Below are 16,282 nucleotides of genomic sequence, written 5' to 3' on the forward strand. Positions count from 1 at the left end.
TCAGGCGCTCGCTTCCTGCCGGAGGATCGTCAACACCTGCTGCCGCTGGTGCTCCCCAAAGGCCTGGATAACGGCTTGCAGCCGATCAGTGTCGTCGTTGACGGCGGCATCCGCCAGTTGCCGAAAGAAGGTAGCAGTTTCACCGATTTCTTCCCGGAAGTGTTCCAGCGCCACAAAATAGGTGCGGCTGATGGCCGGTCTGAAATTCTCGAGGGTTTCTTCCAGAAACGGGTTTTCGACCAGGCCGTAGGCGTAACGCATAACCCCGAAACCCGCATCAATAACCTGCTCGGCGGCGTCGGCACTGGTGGCGTTAAGGGCATCAATGACTGCCTGTAATTCACGGACCTGGCCCATGACACCGCCGAGCTCCCTGCCAGACCATCGCTCAAGTACCTTGCGCCCAAGCATGCAGAGGAGGTCGATATAGATGTCGTAGAGGCTGTTGACGCTTTCTGGCGTCAGGCTGGACACCACCGCACCCCGCCGGGGGAAAATCTCGATCAGATGACGGCGTTCCAGAATGAGCAGTGCTTCCCGAACGGAGCCACGGCTGACATTCAGTTCTCCCGACACCTTCAATTCCTGAATGCGTTCGCCGGGCTTGAGATCTCGCGTGATGATTCGTTGACCCAGATGCTGGGCAATTTGTTCAGACAGACTTTCCGGGGCCTGAAACCTCATAAAGTTGGTCACTCATTCCTGAAGACGGCACGATTTCAAACGCAGAAGTTTACCACAGGGAATCTATAGCCCCACCCCTTGTCTGACATTTTGCACAGCCCGGGAACATCGCGGCAAATCACTGCCGGTTTTTTGACGGCAAATCAGGAACGACAGCCGAAAAATCAGAAACCAAGTGATTTTAGCCTCGTTACTCGCTGTTTTTGTTCAATTTTAATGACTGGGCACGGTTTCTGCTTTGCATACGCAAAGCACTGTAAACTTCTGCGACAGAGTGAACCGTAGTGAAAAACATACCGTCGATCCATCAGTCTCCTTCCCAGCCCCAGAAACTGGCCGCGCTGCGTCAGGCACACCAGGACTGGAACAATACGCCGGATGTACTCACCAGGCTGACGCGCCGGCTGTCCACCACCCTGTCGCTGGAACAGCAGCTGGCGATCCTGGCCGAAGAGCTGGTCGCTATTGTTCCATTCAGTGCGCTCAACTACCGGCACCGGATCGGGAAACAGGATTTCGTCTATGCCACAGGCATGGGGGGCCCACACCGCTGCGAGTACCGGCTGAGTCTCGAAGGTGTCAATTATGGGACCCTGGTACTGCAACGTCGGCAGAGGTTCTCGGAACAGGAGCTGGAAGGCGTCGAAATGGTTCTGAGTGCGGCGATCTGCCCGATTCGCAACGCCTGCCAGTACGTGGCCATTGAGCAGGCATCTCTGACAGATTCCCTGACCGGCATACCCAACAAACGCGCCCTGGACGACGCTCTGCAACGCTCCAGCCTGTTATCAGAGCGCCATGGCGAGCCCTACTCGCTCGTCCTCTGCGATCTGGACCACTTCAAGACGGTGAACGACACTCACGGCCATGTGGTTGGAGACCATCTTCTGCAATTGGCCGCATGCGAGATCGAAAAGTCGATCCGAACCTCGGATTCAGTCTACCGCTTTGGCGGCGAGGAGTTTGCTATCCTGCTCCCGCATACCTCGGAGCAGGATGCCAGGGATGTTGCAGAGCGCGTTCGCGAGGCGATCGCCGCTATCCGGGTTGATGGCGGAGAGAAGGAACTGAGGGTCACAACGAGTTGTGGCGTTGCCACTTTCCTGCCCAAGGAGGCGCCCCAGGCCTGGCTGGCAAGGGCGGACGAGGCACTCTATCGTGCCAAACACCAGGGCCGTAACTGCACCCGGGTGTTTGCCACCATTTCGTAACGATCAGCCCCGGGGCGTCTTGCTTCGGGCTCTCTCTGGCCGGGGAGCACGCCCGGCTGGTTTGGCAGGTTTGGTGTCGCTGACAGCCCATTTGTTGCCGGGGGTTTTCTTACCGGACCGGCCAGGGCTTTTCCGCCTCTGGCGGTCGTGGGCCGCTTTCTCATTTGGTGTTTTCTGCGGAATTTCAACCGCTTCGAGACCAACCGTGCGACTCAGGGTGTCTACTGCCCGCTGATCCAGCTCTTCCCATTTTCCTACGGTCAGCCTGCTCGGCAGGAAGATCGGCCCGTAGCGCACGCGCTTCAGCCGACTGACGCGAACACCCTGGGATTCCCAAAGACGACGCACTTCCCGATTGCGCCCTTCCAGCAAGGTCACGTGGAACCAGCGATTTATACCGCTACCGCCGGCCGGAGAGATATCGGTGAACTTGGCCATGCCATCTTCAAGGAGAACGCCCTGAAGCAGGCGCTCGATCATCGCATCGTCCACTTCCCCGAAGATCCGTACCGCGTATTCCCGATCAATCTGGTTGGACGGGTGCATCAGGCGATTCGCCAACTCGCCGTCTGTGGTGAAGAGCACCAGTCCCGTGGTATTGATATCCAGCCGTCCGATGGAAATCCACCGGTGCTCCTTGAGACGTGGCAAACGATCAAACACCGTCGGCCGCCCCTCAGGATCCTTTCGAGTGGTAACCTCACCCTCGGGCTTGTTGTAGATCAGTACCCGGCGCATCACTTCCGCCGCACCGGACACTTCAAGTCGCTTGCCGTCGAGTTCGAAGCGATCCTCAACAGTCGCTTTTTGCCCGGGCGCCACAGGTTGCCCGTTGACCAGCAGGCGGCCGGCTTCCATCCAGCCTTCAATTTCCCGGCGCGAACCGATGCCCGCGCGGGCAAGCAATTTCTGAATACGCTCTGGCCCACCCTGGCTCGCGTTGTCCTTGGCTGGTCTGGCTGGTTTGTTGGGGCGTTCTGCCGCCATGAAATCAATCCTTAGTATCTGACTGACACCCGAATGGCGTCAGTGAAGTGTCTGGCTCGAAGATTCGTCGTCGTTCTCGGCAGTCGTTGATTCGAACTCGATCTCCGCCTGCATGTTCTTTTCAATTTCCCGGCCGATCTCTTCAAGATCGCGGACTTCATTCAGGGGCGGCATCTGATCCAGGCCCGTGAGGTTAAAGTAGTCCAGAAACTGTTTCGTAGTCGCATACATGGCCGGACGGCCGGGAACATCCCGATGCCCAACGACGCGAACCCACTCTCGCTCAAGCAGGGTGCGAATGATATTGCTGCTTACCGTAACACCCCGAATATCCTCGATTTCACCCCGGGTGATGGGCTGCCGGTAGGCGATCAAGGCCAGGGTTTCAAGCAACGCCCGGGAATAGCGCTGGGGCTTTTCCTCAAACAAACGCCCGACCCAGGGCGCGAATTCCTCGCGCACCTGAATACGGTAGCCGCTGGCAACCTTCTTCAATTCAAAACCGCGCCCTTCGCAGGCCGCTTCCAGAAGTACCATGACATGTTCCATTACCTGGCGTGCGGGGCGCTCCTCTTCACTGAACAGGTCCCGGAGCTGGTCGAGAGACAAGGGTTTGCCCGCAGCCAGCAGGGCAGCTTCGGCGATCGCCTGTATTCTCAGCAGGTGTTCTTCGTTCATGGTGTCTGATCCGTATTTCCGTGCTTTGAACGTTGGGAGGCCCTAGCTGGCTGCCCTGGCTCGAACATGAATCGGGCCCAGAACCTCGGCCTGAACAACCTCGATCAGCTGCTCTTTGACCAGCTCAAGCGTGGCCAGGAAGGTCACCACGACGCCGAGCCGGCCCTCTTCAATCGTAAACAGGCTTTCGAATGTCACAAAATGATCGTCCTGAAGCACCGACAGGATTGCGGACATGCGCTCCCGGGTCGAAAGCCTTTCCCGTTCAACATGGTGACTGGTAAACAGGTCTGCCCGCTGAAGCACGCCTTGCAGAGCCAGCAGCATTTCCCGCAAGTCTACATCCGGATGGGGCTGACTGGAGGGCATCTTCGGCAGCGCGGCGGAGGCGGCAAAGGTATCGCGTTCCAGGCGCGGTAATTCATCAATGTCCTCGGCAGCCTGCTTGAACCGTTCGTATTGCTGAAGCCGGCGAATCAGTTCGGCCCGGGGATCAACCTCTTCCTCATCGTCGCTTTCCTGTCGAGGCAACAGCATCCTCGATTTGATCTCCGCCAATGTGGCGGCCATCACCAGGTATTCCGCAGCCAGCTCGAACCGCATGGCCTCCACGGCACCGATGTAATCCATGTATTGCCGGGTAATTTCGCTAACGTCGATGTCCAGAATGTTCATGTTCTGGCGACGGATGAGATACAGCAGAAGATCCAGCGGCCCTTCGAACGCCTCAAGGAAGACCGCAAGGGCGTCCGGCGGAATGTACAAATCCTTGGGAAGATCCACCACCGGCTTGCCGGACACCCGCGCCAGGGGCGACTGCTCCGGTGCAGCGTCCTCGGCTTCGGGCGTGGCCTGATCGGTGGATTCTTCAGTCATAACCTTTCACTCCGGGTCGGCGCACTGGCTGTATGCTCGTGGCACCGACTCCTGCGGATTCAGCGGTAATGAAGCCCCATGGCGGCCCGGACTTCCTCCAGGGTGTCGCGGGCGGCGTCACGGGCGTGTTCGCGACCTTCCTGGAGAATGGAATGAACCAGATCCGGATTGCCCTCATACTCCCGCGCGCGTTCGTGGAGCGGACGCTGCTCCTCGACAATCGCGTCAATCAACGGCTTCTTGCAATCCAGGCAACCGATGCCGGCACTGCGACAACCGGTCTGCACCCACTCCTGAGTGTCAGCATCGGAATAGATCTTGTGCATTCCCCACACCGGGCACTTTTCGGGCTCACCCGCATCGGTGCGCCGGACCCGTTGGGGGTCGGTCTGCATGGTGCGAACCTTCTGGGCTACGCTGTCCGGCTCTTCCCGCAGACCGATATAGTTGTTGTAGGACTTGGACATTTTCTGCCCATCCAGCCCCGGCAACTTGGATTCCGGCGTCAGCAGCGGTTGGGGCTCCGGCAAAATCACCTTACCGCCACCTTCAATGTAACCGTAAAGACGCTCACGATCGCCCAGGGAGATATTCTGTTGTTCTTTCAACAGAGCACGGGCCGTTTCCAGAGCGTCCATGTCGCCCTCTTCCTGGTAACGCCTCTTGAGATTGCGATAGAGCTTGGCGTTTTTCTTGCCCATCTTCACGATGGCACCTTCCGCCTGCTCTTCAAAGCCTGGCTCACGACCATAGATGTGGTTGAACCGGCGCGCGATTTCCCGGGTGATTTCAACGTGGGAAACCTGATCTGCACCAACGGGCACTTTTCCTGCCCGGTAAACCAGAATATCTGCACTCTGAAGCAGCGGGTAACCCAGGAACCCGTAAGTCGCCAGATCCTTCTCCCGCAGCTTCTCCTGCTGATCCTTGAACGTCGGCACGCGTTCCAGCCACCCGAGTGGCGTGATCATCGAGAGCAGCAGATGCAGTTCGGCGTGCTCGGGCACCTGAGACTGGATAAACATCGTGGACGAGCCCGGGTTCACGCCGGCCGCCAGCCAATCGATGACCATATCCCAGACGCTTTGTTCAATGCCGGAGGGGTCATCGTAGTTGGTGGTGAGTGCGTGCCAGTCCGCCACAAAGAAAAAACATTCGAATTCATGCTGGAGTTTAACCCAGTTTTTCAGCACACCGTGGTAGTGGCCAAGGTGAAGCTTGCCGGTCGGACGCATGCCGGACAAAACCCTTTGCTGGGAATCTACAGAACTCAAAGCACGAACTCCTTATTTGGTATTGGAACCGCCATCATAGTTCAGGCGACCCGCCATTATAAATAAAAAACCCCCGCTCTGCAGGGCAGAAACGGGGGTTTTTACTGAAAGAAGGCCAGCTTACCAGCCAGTGACTTCCTTCAGGGCCTGACCGATCTCGGCCAGACTGCGTACGGTGCGAACACCAGCGTCTTCCAGGGCGGCAAACTTATCGTCTGCTGTACCCTTGCCACCGGAGATGATGGCGCCCGCATGGCCCATGCGCTTGCCCGGAGGCGCAGTAACACCAGCGATGTAGGAAACCACCGGCTTGGAGACGTTCTGCTTGATGTAGGCCGCAGCTTCTTCCTCGGCGGTACCGCCGATCTCGCCAATCATCACAATGGCTTCTGTCTCGGGATCTTTCTCGAGCAGGGCCAGAATGTCGATGAAGTTGGAGCCCGGGATCGGGTCACCACCGATACCGATACAGGTGGACTGACCGTAGCCGAAGTCAGTGGTCTGCTTGACCGCTTCGTAAGTCAGGGTGCCTGAACGGGAGACGATGCCAACCTTGCCCTTCTTGTGGATGTGGCCAGGCATAATGCCGATCTTGCACTCGTCCGGAGTGATAACACCCGGGCAGTTCGGACCAATCATGCGAACGCCTTTGCGATCCACGTATTCTTTGGCGTACAGCATATCGATAGTCGGGATACCTTCAGTGATACATACGATCAGCTGAATGCCGGCATCCGCCGCTTCGATGATGGCGTCCTTACAGAACGGCGCAGGTACGTAGATAACGGTCGCTTCAGCGCCGGTTGCTTCAACGGCGTCACGCACGGTGTTGAACACCGGCAGACCCAGATGCTCGGTACCGCCCTTGCCGGGGCTGACGCCACCAACCATCTTGGTGCCGTAGGCGATCGCCTGCTCTGAGTGGAAGGTGCCCTGTGCGCCGGTAAAGCCCTGACAGATAACCTTGGTGTCTTTGTTAATCAGGATGCTCATTATTTACCCCCTGCGGCTTTAACAACTTGCTCTGCCGCATTCGACAGACTGGTAGCGGCAATGATGTTCAGACCGCTCTCGGCGAGTACCTGAGTACCCTTCTCCGCGTTGTTGCCTTCAAGGCGAACCACAACAGGAACCTTGACGCCGACTTCCTTCACGGCACCGATGATGCCCTCTGCAATCATGTCGCAGCGAACGATACCACCGAAGATGTTGACCAGAACCGCCTTCACATTCGAGTCAGACAGGATGATCTTGAATGCCTCGGAAACACGCTCCTTGGTTGCACCGCCGCCAACGTCCAGGAAGTTGGCAGGCTGGCCGCCGGACAGCTTGATGATGTCCATGGTACCCATGGCCAGGCCGGCACCGTTGACCATGCAGCCGATGTTGCCTTCCAGGGCCACGTAGTTGAGCTCCCACTTGGCCGCTTCCGCTTCCCGGGAATCTTCCTGGGAGGGATCGTGCATCTCGTGGATCTTTTTCTGGCGGTACAGTGCGTTGCCGTCGACGCCGACTTTGGCGTCCAGGCAGTGCAGATCACCAGCCGGGGTAATAACCAGCGGGTTGATTTCTACCAGTGCCAGATCGCACTCTTCGAACAGCTTGGCCAGACCAACGAAGATCTTGGTGAACTGACCGATCTGCTTGCCTTCCAGGCCCAGTTTGAACGCGAGCTCGCGGCCCTGGTACGGCTGAGCGCCAACCAGCGGGTCGATTTCGGCTTTCAGGATCTTCTCGGGCGTTTCTTCGGCAACCTTCTCGATCTCAACACCACCTTCGGTGGAGGCCATGAACACGATGCGGCGAGTGCCACGGTCAACAACCGCGCCCAGGTAAAGCTCCTGGTCGATGTCGGTGAGGGATTCAACCAGGATCTTGCTCACCGGCTGGCCGTTTTCATCTGTCTGGTAGGTTACCAGGTTCTGGCCCAGCCACTTCTCGGCAAACTCACGGATCTCTTCTTTGCTCTTGACCAGCTTTACACCGCCAGCCTTACCACGGCCACCTGCGTGAACCTGGGCTTTCACAACCCATGCATCACCGCCGATTTCACCAGCTGCGTCTACAGCTTCCTTCGGAGTATCACAGGCAATGCCCTTGGATACTGGCAGGCCATATTCAGCGAAAAGCTGTTTGCCCTGATATTCATGCAAATTCATAGTTAATGTCCCGAATTAAAAAATTCCTGGTTTGCGTTACTTCTTCTTGCGGCGGTTGGCGATGTGGATCGCGCCACCACCGACGGCCAGAGCTGCTTCATGCACGGACTCGGACAGAGTCGGATGTGCAAAACAGGTCAGGGCCAGATCTTCGGCGCTGGAACCGAATTCCATGGCGATTACGCCCTGGGCAACGATTTCAGAGGCCTGGGGACCAACTACATGGAAACCGACAATGCGGTCAGTTTTTGCGTCAGCAATGATCTTGACCAGACCGGACGCCGAGTTTGCAGCCATTGCACGACCGTTGGCCGCAAACGGGAAGGTACCTACGTTGTACTCTTCACCTTCTGCCTTCATCTGCTCTTCGGTTTTGCCAACCCAGGCAACTTCCGGGAAGGTGTAGACAACGTTCGGGATGCAGTCGTAGTTCACCTGAGGCTTGTGCCCGGCAATACGCTCCGCAACCATGATGCCTTCTTCAGACGCCTTGTGGGCCAGCATGGGTCCACGAACCACGTCACCGATCGCCCAGACACCCGGGGCTTCGGTTTTACAGTTGTCATCAACAAAGATGAAGCCGCGCTCATCCATCTGGACGCCGGAATCTTCCGACAACAGGTTGTCGGTGTAGGGTCGACGACCAACAGCCACGATCAGCTTGTCGAACTTGGCTTCGTGCTTGCCCTTGGAATCCTCGTAGTTCACGTTCACCAGCTTGCGCTTTACTTCCGCGCCAGTCATACGCGCACCCATGACGATGTTCAGTCCCTGCTTCTGGAACTGTTTCAGGGCATCTTTTGCTACCTGCTGGTCAACGGCCGGCAGGAAGGTGTCCTGGGCTTCCAGAACGGTGACTTCCGCGCCCAGGCGGGCCCAGACACTGCCGAGTTCCAGGCCGATAACGCCGGCACCAATCACACCCAGGCGCTTCGGCACCTCGGTGAACTCGAGGGCACCCTCGGAATCCACGATGTATTCGCCGTCGAAGGGTGCGGGCGGAATCTGGATCGGCTTGGAACCGGTGGCCAGAATGATGTTTTCGGCTTCGTAGGTCTTCGACTTGCCGTCCTTGTCGGTTACTTCCACCTTACGGTTGGCCAGCAATTTGCCGTGGCCATGGATGGAAGTCACGCCGTTGGACTTGAACAAGCCTGCGATACCGCCGGTCAGCTGCTTAACGATGCCGCTCTTGCGCTCCATCATCTTGCCGATGTCCATTTTGACATCCTTGGCGATGATGCCCTGCATCTCGAAATCGTGGCTGGATTCCTCAAACTTGTGGGAAATCTCCAGCAGCGCCTTGGAGGGGATGCAACCAACGTTCAGGCAGGTGCCACCGAGCACCTGTGCCTTACCGTCTTCTGAAGTCCAGGACTCGACACACGCGGTCTTGAGACCCAGCTGTGCCGCTTTGATGGCAGCTACGTAGCCCCCGGGGCCTGCACCAATGACAATGACGTCGTACTTATCAGACATACTTTTATCCCGTTTCCGATTCGTTAAATGTCGGCTCAGACGTCCAGCAGAATACGTGCCGGGTCTTCAAGCATTTCCTTGATGGCAACGAGGAACTGCACCGCTTCCTTACCATCAATCATTCTGTGGTCGTAAGAAAGCGCCAGGTACATCATCGGCTGAATTTCCACCTTGCCGTTCACGGCCATCGGACGCTCCTGGATCTTGTGCATGCCCAGGATGGCTGTCTGCGGCGGGTTCAGGATCGGTGTGGAAATCAGCGAACCGAAGATACCGCCGTTGGTAATTGTGAAGGTACCGCCGGTCATGTCTTCAATGGCCAGTTTGCCTTCTTTCGCCTTGGTGCCGTACTCGACGATCTTCTTCTCGATGTCGGCCAGACCCATGGCGTCGGAATCACGCAGAACAGGAACCACCAGGCCGCGATCGGTGGAAACCGCCACGCCGATGTCCTGGTAACCGTGATACACCATGTCGTTACCATCGATGGACGCGTTCACCGCCGGGAAGCGCTTCAGGGCTTCGGTGGCAGCCTTGGTAAAGAACGACATGAAGCCAAGCTTGATACCGTGACGCTTCACAAAGCTGTCCTGGTACTGCTTGCGCATCTCCATGATCGGGCCCATGTTCACCTCGTTAAAGGTGGTCAGCATGGCTGCGCTCTGCTGGGCATTAACCAGACGCTTGGCGATGCTCGCACGCAGGCGGGTCATCGGTACGCGCTTCTCGGGACGTTCGCCCTGGCTGACGTTGACTTCCGGCATACCAGCCGCAGGCTGGGGTGCGGCAGCACCGCCGGAGGACTTGGCGCTGTCTACGTGGTTCTGAACGTCTTCCTTGGTTACGCGGCCATCTTTACCGGTACCCTTGATGCTGTTCGGATCGACGTTATTTTCCTCAGCCAGCTTTCGGGCCGCCGGGCTCAGGATGGCTTCGCCGGAAGATGCCTCACTCTTGGCTTCTTCCTTCGGAGCCTCTTCCTTGCTTTCTTCTTTCTTACCCTCGGCAGGCTTGGATTCGCCCTTGGCGCCTTCCTTGAACTTGCCGACTACCTCACCACTTTCAACGGTATCGCCTTCGTTCTTGATGATTTCCTCAATCACGCCGTCAGCAGGCGCAACGACCTCAAGAACAACCTTGTCGGTCTCGATATCGACAATCAGCTCGTCACGGGAGCAGGCTTCACCCGGCTGTTTGTGCCAGGTCGCGACAGTACCTTCCGCGACCGACTCCGGGAAAACGGGGGCTTTAATCTCAGTTGACATTACAGATCCTTAGTTCGGTAGCTCGTCAAATTTCAAACGCGTCGTTAACCAGTTTCTTCTGCTCTTCAATGTGGACCGACATATGGCCACAGGCAGGAGCAGCCGAAGCGTCACGACCGGCATACTGAAGGTACAGCTTGGGGTTCAGGCGGTGCAGCGCATTACGCATGTGATGCTGGCTGCAGTACCAGGCACCCTGGTTCATCGGCTCTTCCTGACACCAGACGACGTGCTTGAGCTTGGAGTACTCGCTCAAGAGCTCGTCAAGATCGTCTCCGGGGAAAGGATACAGCTGTTCGATCCGGACAATGGCCACGTCATCACGCTCGTCCGACTTCTTCTTTTCAAGCAGATCGAAATACACCTTGCCTGAGCACAGGATCAGACGGGTGACCTTCTTCGGATCGGACGGTTCTTTCTCGGGCAGCACCGTCTTGAAAGTACCGCTGGTCAGATCATCAAGATCAGACGTCGCTTCCTTGTGCCGCAGCAGGCTCTTGGGCGTAATGGCTACCAACGGCTTGCGCAACGGGCGTTTTACCTGGCGCCGCAGCATATGGAATACCTGGGAAGGCGTGGTGGGCACGCAAACCTGGATATTATGCTCTGCACTCAGTTGCAGGAAACGCTCAAGGCGCGCCGAACTGTGCTCCGGCCCCTGCCCTTCGTAACCATGGGGCAGCAAAAGGGTCAGACCACAAAGGCGTCCCCACTTGTGCTCACCGCTGGTCAGGAACTGATCGATTACAACCTGAGCACCATTGGCAAAATCGCCGAACTGCGCTTCCCAGACCACAAGGCCATCAGGCGCGGTAGTGGCGTAGCCGTACTCGAAAGCCATTACGGCTTCTTCCGACAGCAGCGAGTCGTAGATTTCGAACTTGGGCTGATCTTCCGACAATTCCGCCAGAGCAATATGGGTCGAGCCATCTTTCTGGTTGTGAAGGACGGCATGGCGGTGAGAGAACGTGCCACGGCCAATATCCTGCCCCGTAAGGCGGATTGGGTGACCCTCGTCCAACAGCGTCGCATACGCCATGACTTCACCGTAGCCCCAGTTGATAGGCAGGGCGCCGGCGGTCATTTTTTCGCGGTCGGAAACAATCTTGGAGACCTGACGCTGGATACTGAAACCTTCAGGGACCGAGGTCAGTTTCTTGCCCAGCTTCTGGATCGTCTTCAGCGCAACGCTGGACTTGCACTTGGCTGTCCACTCGTGGCCGAGGTAAGGAGTCCAGTCAACGTAGAGCTCTTTGTTGGGCTCTTTGACCAGGGATTTGACCACGTGCTCGCCATTATCCAGGGCGTCACGGTAGTCGTTCTCCATCTGCTTGGCTTCTTCCTCGGTGATAACACCGGCTTCCACCAATTGATCCACGTACAGGTTGCGGGTGGTCTTCAGCTTGCGGATTTTCTCGTACATGACCGGCTGGGTTGCTGCCGGCTCGTCCGCTTCGTTGTGACCACGACGACGATAGCAGACCAGATCGATCACCACGTCGTTCTTGAATTCGTTGCGATAATCCATCGCCATCTGTGTCACGAACATGACCGCTTCAGGGTCATCCGCATTCACATGCAGAATCGGCGCCTGGATCATCTTGGCAACGTCGGTACAGTATTCCGTGGATCGCGCATCTTCCTGCTTGCTGGTGGTAAAACCAACCTGGTTGTTGATCACGATATGAATGGTGCCACCAACGCCGAAGCCGCGGGTCTGGGACATCTGGAAGGTTTCCATCACCACGCCCTGGCCGGCAAATGCTGCGTCGCCGTGCATGATAATCGGAACGACCTTGGTGCCCTCATTGTCGTTACGGCGGGTTTGACGAGCCCGGACAGAGCCCTCAACAACCGGAGAAACGATTTCAAGGTGTGACGGGTTAAACGCCATTGCCAGGTGAACTTCGCCACCCGGCGTCATCACGTTGGATGAGAAGCCCTGATGGTACTTCACATCACCGGAGCCAGAATCTGCGAGCTTCTTGCCCTCGAATTCGTCGAAAAGCTCACGCGGATTTTTGCCCAGGGTGTTTACCAGAACGTTGAGGCGGCCACGGTGAGCCATACCCAGGACGATTTCCTTGGCACCATAGGAGCCGGCACGCTGAATCAGCTCGTCAAGACATGGGATCAGACTCTCGCCACCCTCAAGGCCGAACCGCTTTACGCCGGGGTAGCGGGACCCCAGGTACTTCTCGAGGCCTTCGGCGGCCGTCAGGCGCTCAAGGATATGCTTACGGGTGTTATCTTCGTATGCCGGGCGTGAACGAACCGGCTCCATGCGCTGCTGGAACCAACGCTTGATGCGAGTATCCACCACGTGCATGTATTCGGCACCGATGCTTTCGCAATAGGTCTGGCGCAGGCCATCGACAATGTCTCCGAGCTTCATGGTCTCGGAGCCAAGGTTCAGGGAGCCGGTCTGGAATTCGAGATCCCTGTCAGAGTCGGATAGCTCATGAAATTCGGGATCGAGGTCTTCGACCCGGGGACGCTGCCATACACCGAGCGGGTCCAGCTTCGCTTCCTGATGACCGCGGAAGCGATAGGCGTTAATCAGCTGGAGAACACGAATCTGCTTTTTGTCCGCATCAGACGTGGCGCTTGCGGGAACGCCGCCGCTGGCAAGAAAGCGCTGATTGCGGGAAATGTGTTCAAACTGTTCGCGGATGGAAGAGTGGACAATGTCACGGCCCTTGTAGCCATCGACACTGGGAAGCTTGTCGAAATAGCTGCGCCACTCTTCGGGAACGGCGTTGGGGTCTGTCAGGTAGGTTTCAAAAAGCTGTTCAACATAGGCGAGATTTCCACCCTGGAGGTGGGAAGTCTGCCATAACTGCTCCATTATGCTTTCGTGCATCTTGAATAGCTCACCTTGGGCTGGTGCGGGGAGCCCGATATGGTCGGCCAGGGGTATTTCTCAGTCAATACGGGTTTTTACGGGATCGACTTTGGCCACCACACCCGACATGGATGTTTTCCATTCCCCGGTGGTTTTTATACTCAGCAAAACAGGGAGAAAACTTTATAAGTTCCCGCCACGGCTTGCGTAGTGTGCACCCGGGTAAGACCTTTGACTATAAGCCTTTGGTTGAAGGCCCCGCAAACTTGCGAGGCCTTCCGGGTACTAACCTGATCAGAACAGTATAGCGTCTGTCGCAAATCCTGCTGCTTAAGTAGCCCTTTGCAGCAGAAGATTCCGAATGTGGCCGATAGCCCTTGTGGGGTTCAGGCCTTTCGGGCAGACACTTACACAGTTCATGATGCCCCTGCAACGGAATACGCTGAACGGGTCATCAAGGTTGGCAAGTCGCTCTTCCTGGGCTGTATCCCGGCTGTCAGCCAGGAAACGGTAGGCCTGAAGCAGGCCGGCAGGACCGATAAACTTGTCAGGGTTCCACCAGAACGACGGGCAGGACGTGGAGCAGCAGGCACAGAGAATACACTCGTACAGGCCGTCCAGCTTCTGGCGGTCTTCCGGAGACTGCAGCCGCTCGATCGCAGGCGCAGGCTTGTCGTTAATCAGGTACGGCATGACCTTTTCGTACTGCTTATAGAAAAGACTCATATCTACAACCAGATCACGAATGACCGGCAGGCCCGGCAGCGGGCGCAGAACCAGCTTATCGCCCTTCACCACCTGGGAAACAGGCGTGATACAGGCCAGCCCGTTCTTGCCGTTCATGTTCATGCCGTCGGAGCCACAAACGCCCTCCCGACAGGAACGGCGATAGGCCATTGAAGGATCCCGCTCCTTGACCAGGTTCAGCACGTCAAGAACCATAAGATCCTTGCCTTCCGGAATTTCGACATCCACGTCCTGCATATAAGGCGCGTTGTCGGTCTCCGGGTTATAACGATAAAGGCTTACTAACATTTTCGGAATCCCCCTTAGTAAGTCCGGACCTTCGGCTCGAACTTGTCCACCGTCTTCGGTGCAAAGTTCACATCACGCTTGCCCACACGCTTTTCCAGCGGGAAGTACATGGAGTGCTTGAGCCAGTTCTCGTCATCACGCTCGGTGAAATCGTTCCTGGCGTGGGCACCACGGCTTTCCTTACGCTCGAACGCGGAAATCGCTGTGGACAGGGCAACCTCATAAAGGTTGTCCAGTTCGAGCGCCTCGATACGAGCAGTGTTAAAGGCGTTGCTGGTATCAGCCAGCTTGGTGTTGCGAACGCGCTCACCAATGGCTTCCAACTTCTTGAGCCCCTCTTCCATGCTCTTGCCGTCACGGAATACACCGAAGTACAGCTGCATACAGTTCTGGAGATCTTTCCGAACTTCCGCAACACTCTCGCCTTCGGAGGCGTTGTTCAGGCGGTCAAGCCGCGCCATCGCGCGTTTGATGTCGTCTTCGCTGGCACCGTCCACTTCAAAGCCGCCACGAAGCTGCTCCTCGATGTGCAGACCCGCTGCGCGACCGAAGACCACCAGATCCAGCAGAGAGTTACCACCCAGACGGTTGGCACCGTGTACCGATACACAGGCTGCTTCACCACAGGCGAACAGCCCGGGGATCGGCTTGTCCTTGCCATTTTCGTCCTGGGTCAGCGCCTGGCCACCAACGTTGGTCGGAATACCGCCCATCATGTAGTGACAGGTCGGAACAACCGGGATCGGCTCTTTCACGGGATCAACGTGCGCAAAGGTGCGGGACAGCTCACAGATGCCCGGCAAACGCAGGTTCAGGGTTTCTTCGCCCAGATGATCAAGCTTCAGCAGCACGTGATCCTTGTCGGGACCACAGCCACGACCTTCCAGGATCTCGATAACCATGGCGCGGGCAACAACGTCCCGGCCTGCCAGGTCTTTCGCGTTCGGCGCATAGCGCTCCATGAAACGCTCGCCCTCGGCGTTGATCAGATAGCCACCCTCGCCCCGGCAACCTTCGGTTACCAGCGTGCCAGCACCGTAGATGCCGGTCGGATGGAACTGCCACATTTCCATGTCCTGCATCGGGAAACCGGCGCGCAGCGCCATGCCGATACCATCGCCCGTATTGATCAGGGCGTTTGTTGTGGAGGCGTAGATACGACCCGCGCCACCGGTAGCCAGAACGGTTGCCTTGGACTTGATGTAAGCAACTTCGCCGGTCTCGACTTCGATGGCGACCACACCAACGACTTCGTCCTTGCTGTTCTTGACGAGATCAACCGCGTACCACTCGTTCAGGAACGTTGTGCCGCCCTTGATGTTGGCCTGATACAGGGTATGCAGAAGCGCGTGACCGGTACGGTCGGCAGCTGCACAGGTACGAGCTGCCTGAGTCGGGTTATCCGGGCCCTTGGACTGGCCACCGAAAGGACGCTGATAGATACGACCCTGCTCGGTACGGGAGAAAGGAAGACCCATGTGCTCAAGCTCGAACACCGCCTGAGGGCCTACAGAACACATGTACTCGACGGCATCCTGGTCGGCAATGTAGTCCGAGCCTTTTACCGTGTCATACATGTGCCAGCGCCAGTCGTCGTTCGGATCAGCACTGGCAATAGCACAGGTAATACCGCCCTGCGCAGAGACCGTATGAGACCGCGTGGGGAAAACCTTGGTGATACACGCGGTATTGACGCCGGATTCGGTCAGCTGAAGCGCGGCACGCATGCCGGACCCGCCACCACCGATAACAATCGCGTCAAAAGACATGGTCTTGATATTAGCCATCG

13 protein-coding genes are annotated in these 16,282 nt (G+C 57.2%); 1 reads left to right on the forward strand and 12 read right to left on the reverse strand.

All coding sequences use genetic code 11. The features are described 5' to 3' along the window. Positions 1–684: a GntR family transcriptional regulator gene (locus AC13DD_RS18235; protein WP_092032883.1), complete on the reverse strand. Its 684-nt coding sequence runs from the start codon at positions 682–684 to the stop codon at positions 1–3. Positions 685–968: 284 nt separating this feature from the next. On the opposite strand from AC13DD_RS18235, the gene AC13DD_RS18240 reads away from it, so the two are divergent. Then, on the forward strand, positions 969–1,895 hold the full coding sequence (locus tag AC13DD_RS18240) for a GGDEF domain-containing protein (protein WP_092032880.1): 927 nt from the start codon (positions 969–971) through the stop codon (positions 1,893–1,895). A 3-nt stretch (positions 1,896–1,898) separates the two neighbouring features. Here the strand turns inward: AC13DD_RS18240 and rluB are convergent, their stop codons facing one another. From rluB to sdhA, 11 genes are all read right to left on the reverse strand, one after another. Further along, positions 1,899–2,882 (reverse strand): 23S rRNA pseudouridine(2605) synthase RluB, encoded by a 984-nt coding sequence (rluB, locus tag AC13DD_RS18245; protein ID WP_008174404.1) that lies wholly within the window; start codon positions 2,880–2,882, stop codon positions 1,899–1,901. A gap of 39 nt (positions 2,883–2,921) precedes the next feature. Continuing rightward, positions 2,922–3,560: an SMC-Scp complex subunit ScpB gene (gene scpB / locus AC13DD_RS18250; RefSeq protein ID WP_008174401.1), complete on the reverse strand. Its 639-nt coding sequence runs from the start codon at positions 3,558–3,560 to the stop codon at positions 2,922–2,924. Positions 3,561–3,602: 42 nt separating this feature from the next. Next, positions 3,603–4,436, reverse strand: a complete 834-nt coding sequence (locus tag AC13DD_RS18255) for a segregation and condensation protein A (protein ID WP_092032874.1) — start codon at positions 4,434–4,436, stop codon at positions 3,603–3,605. Between the two features lie 59 nt (positions 4,437–4,495). After that, positions 4,496–5,710 (reverse strand): tryptophan--tRNA ligase, encoded by a 1,215-nt coding sequence (locus AC13DD_RS18260; RefSeq protein WP_075267709.1) that lies wholly within the window; start codon positions 5,708–5,710, stop codon positions 4,496–4,498. Between the two features lie 120 nt (positions 5,711–5,830). Further along, complete coding sequence (sucD, locus tag AC13DD_RS18265) at positions 5,831–6,703, reverse strand: succinate--CoA ligase subunit alpha (protein WP_008174394.1); 873 nt, start codon at positions 6,701–6,703, stop codon at positions 5,831–5,833. Then, the gene (sucC, locus tag AC13DD_RS18270) at positions 6,703–7,869 is read right to left on the reverse strand and encodes an ADP-forming succinate--CoA ligase subunit beta (protein ID WP_008174392.1); all 1,167 of its coding nucleotides are present in this window, start codon (positions 7,867–7,869) and stop codon (positions 6,703–6,705) included. Before sucC ends, sucD begins: the two co-directional genes overlap by 1 nt. 36 nt (positions 7,870–7,905) lie before the next feature. Continuing rightward, the gene (gene lpdA, locus AC13DD_RS18275) at positions 7,906–9,348 is read right to left on the reverse strand and encodes a dihydrolipoyl dehydrogenase (RefSeq protein WP_008174390.1); all 1,443 of its coding nucleotides are present in this window, start codon (positions 9,346–9,348) and stop codon (positions 7,906–7,908) included. 35 nt (positions 9,349–9,383) lie between these two features. Further along, positions 9,384–10,613, reverse strand: coding sequence for a 2-oxoglutarate dehydrogenase complex dihydrolipoyllysine-residue succinyltransferase (odhB, locus tag AC13DD_RS18280; protein ID WP_014576927.1), 1,230 nt, complete (start codon positions 10,611–10,613; stop codon positions 9,384–9,386). Between the two features lie 25 nt (positions 10,614–10,638). Continuing rightward, complete coding sequence (locus AC13DD_RS18285) at positions 10,639–13,476, reverse strand: 2-oxoglutarate dehydrogenase E1 component (RefSeq protein ID WP_008174385.1); 2,838 nt, start codon at positions 13,474–13,476, stop codon at positions 10,639–10,641. 312 nt (positions 13,477–13,788) lie between these two features. Further along, positions 13,789–14,493, reverse strand: coding sequence for a succinate dehydrogenase iron-sulfur subunit (locus tag AC13DD_RS18290; protein WP_008174383.1), 705 nt, complete (start codon positions 14,491–14,493; stop codon positions 13,789–13,791). A gap of 14 nt (positions 14,494–14,507) precedes the next feature. Then, positions 14,508–16,280, reverse strand: a complete 1,773-nt coding sequence (gene sdhA, locus AC13DD_RS18295; RefSeq protein ID WP_008174382.1) for a succinate dehydrogenase flavoprotein subunit — start codon at positions 16,278–16,280, stop codon at positions 14,508–14,510. Between the last annotated feature and the right edge of the window lie 2 nt (positions 16,281–16,282).

It is taken from the genome of Marinobacter sp. L-13, assembly GCF_056857715.1.

Coding starts and splice junctions, on each gene's coding strand:
- odhB (WP_014576927.1), bottom strand. CDS start 10,613: ATGTCAACTGAGATTAAAGCCCCCGTTTTCCCGGAGTCGGTCGCGGAA.
- sucD (WP_008174394.1), bottom strand. CDS start 6,703: ATGAGCATCCTGATTAACAAAGACACCAAGGTTATCTGTCAGGGCTTT.
- sdhA (WP_008174382.1), bottom strand. CDS start 16,280: ATGGCTAATATCAAGACCATGTCTTTTGACGCGATTGTTATCGGTGGT.
- AC13DD_RS18255 (WP_092032874.1), bottom strand. CDS start 4,436: ATGACTGAAGAATCCACCGATCAGGCCACGCCCGAAGCCGAGGACGCT.
- scpB (WP_008174401.1), bottom strand. CDS start 3,560: ATGAACGAAGAACACCTGCTGAGAATACAGGCGATCGCCGAAGCTGCC.
- sucC (WP_008174392.1), bottom strand. CDS start 7,869: ATGAATTTGCATGAATATCAGGGCAAACAGCTTTTCGCTGAATATGGC.
- AC13DD_RS18290 (WP_008174383.1), bottom strand. CDS start 14,493: ATGTTAGTAAGCCTTTATCGTTATAACCCGGAGACCGACAACGCGCCT.
- lpdA (WP_008174390.1), bottom strand. CDS start 9,348: ATGTCTGATAAGTACGACGTCATTGTCATTGGTGCAGGCCCCGGGGGC.
- AC13DD_RS18235 (WP_092032883.1), bottom strand. CDS start 684: ATGAGGTTTCAGGCCCCGGAAAGTCTGTCTGAACAAATTGCCCAGCAT.
- AC13DD_RS18285 (WP_008174385.1), bottom strand. CDS start 13,476: ATGCACGAAAGCATAATGGAGCAGTTATGGCAGACTTCCCACCTCCAG.
- rluB (WP_008174404.1), bottom strand. CDS start 2,882: ATGGCGGCAGAACGCCCCAACAAACCAGCCAGACCAGCCAAGGACAAC.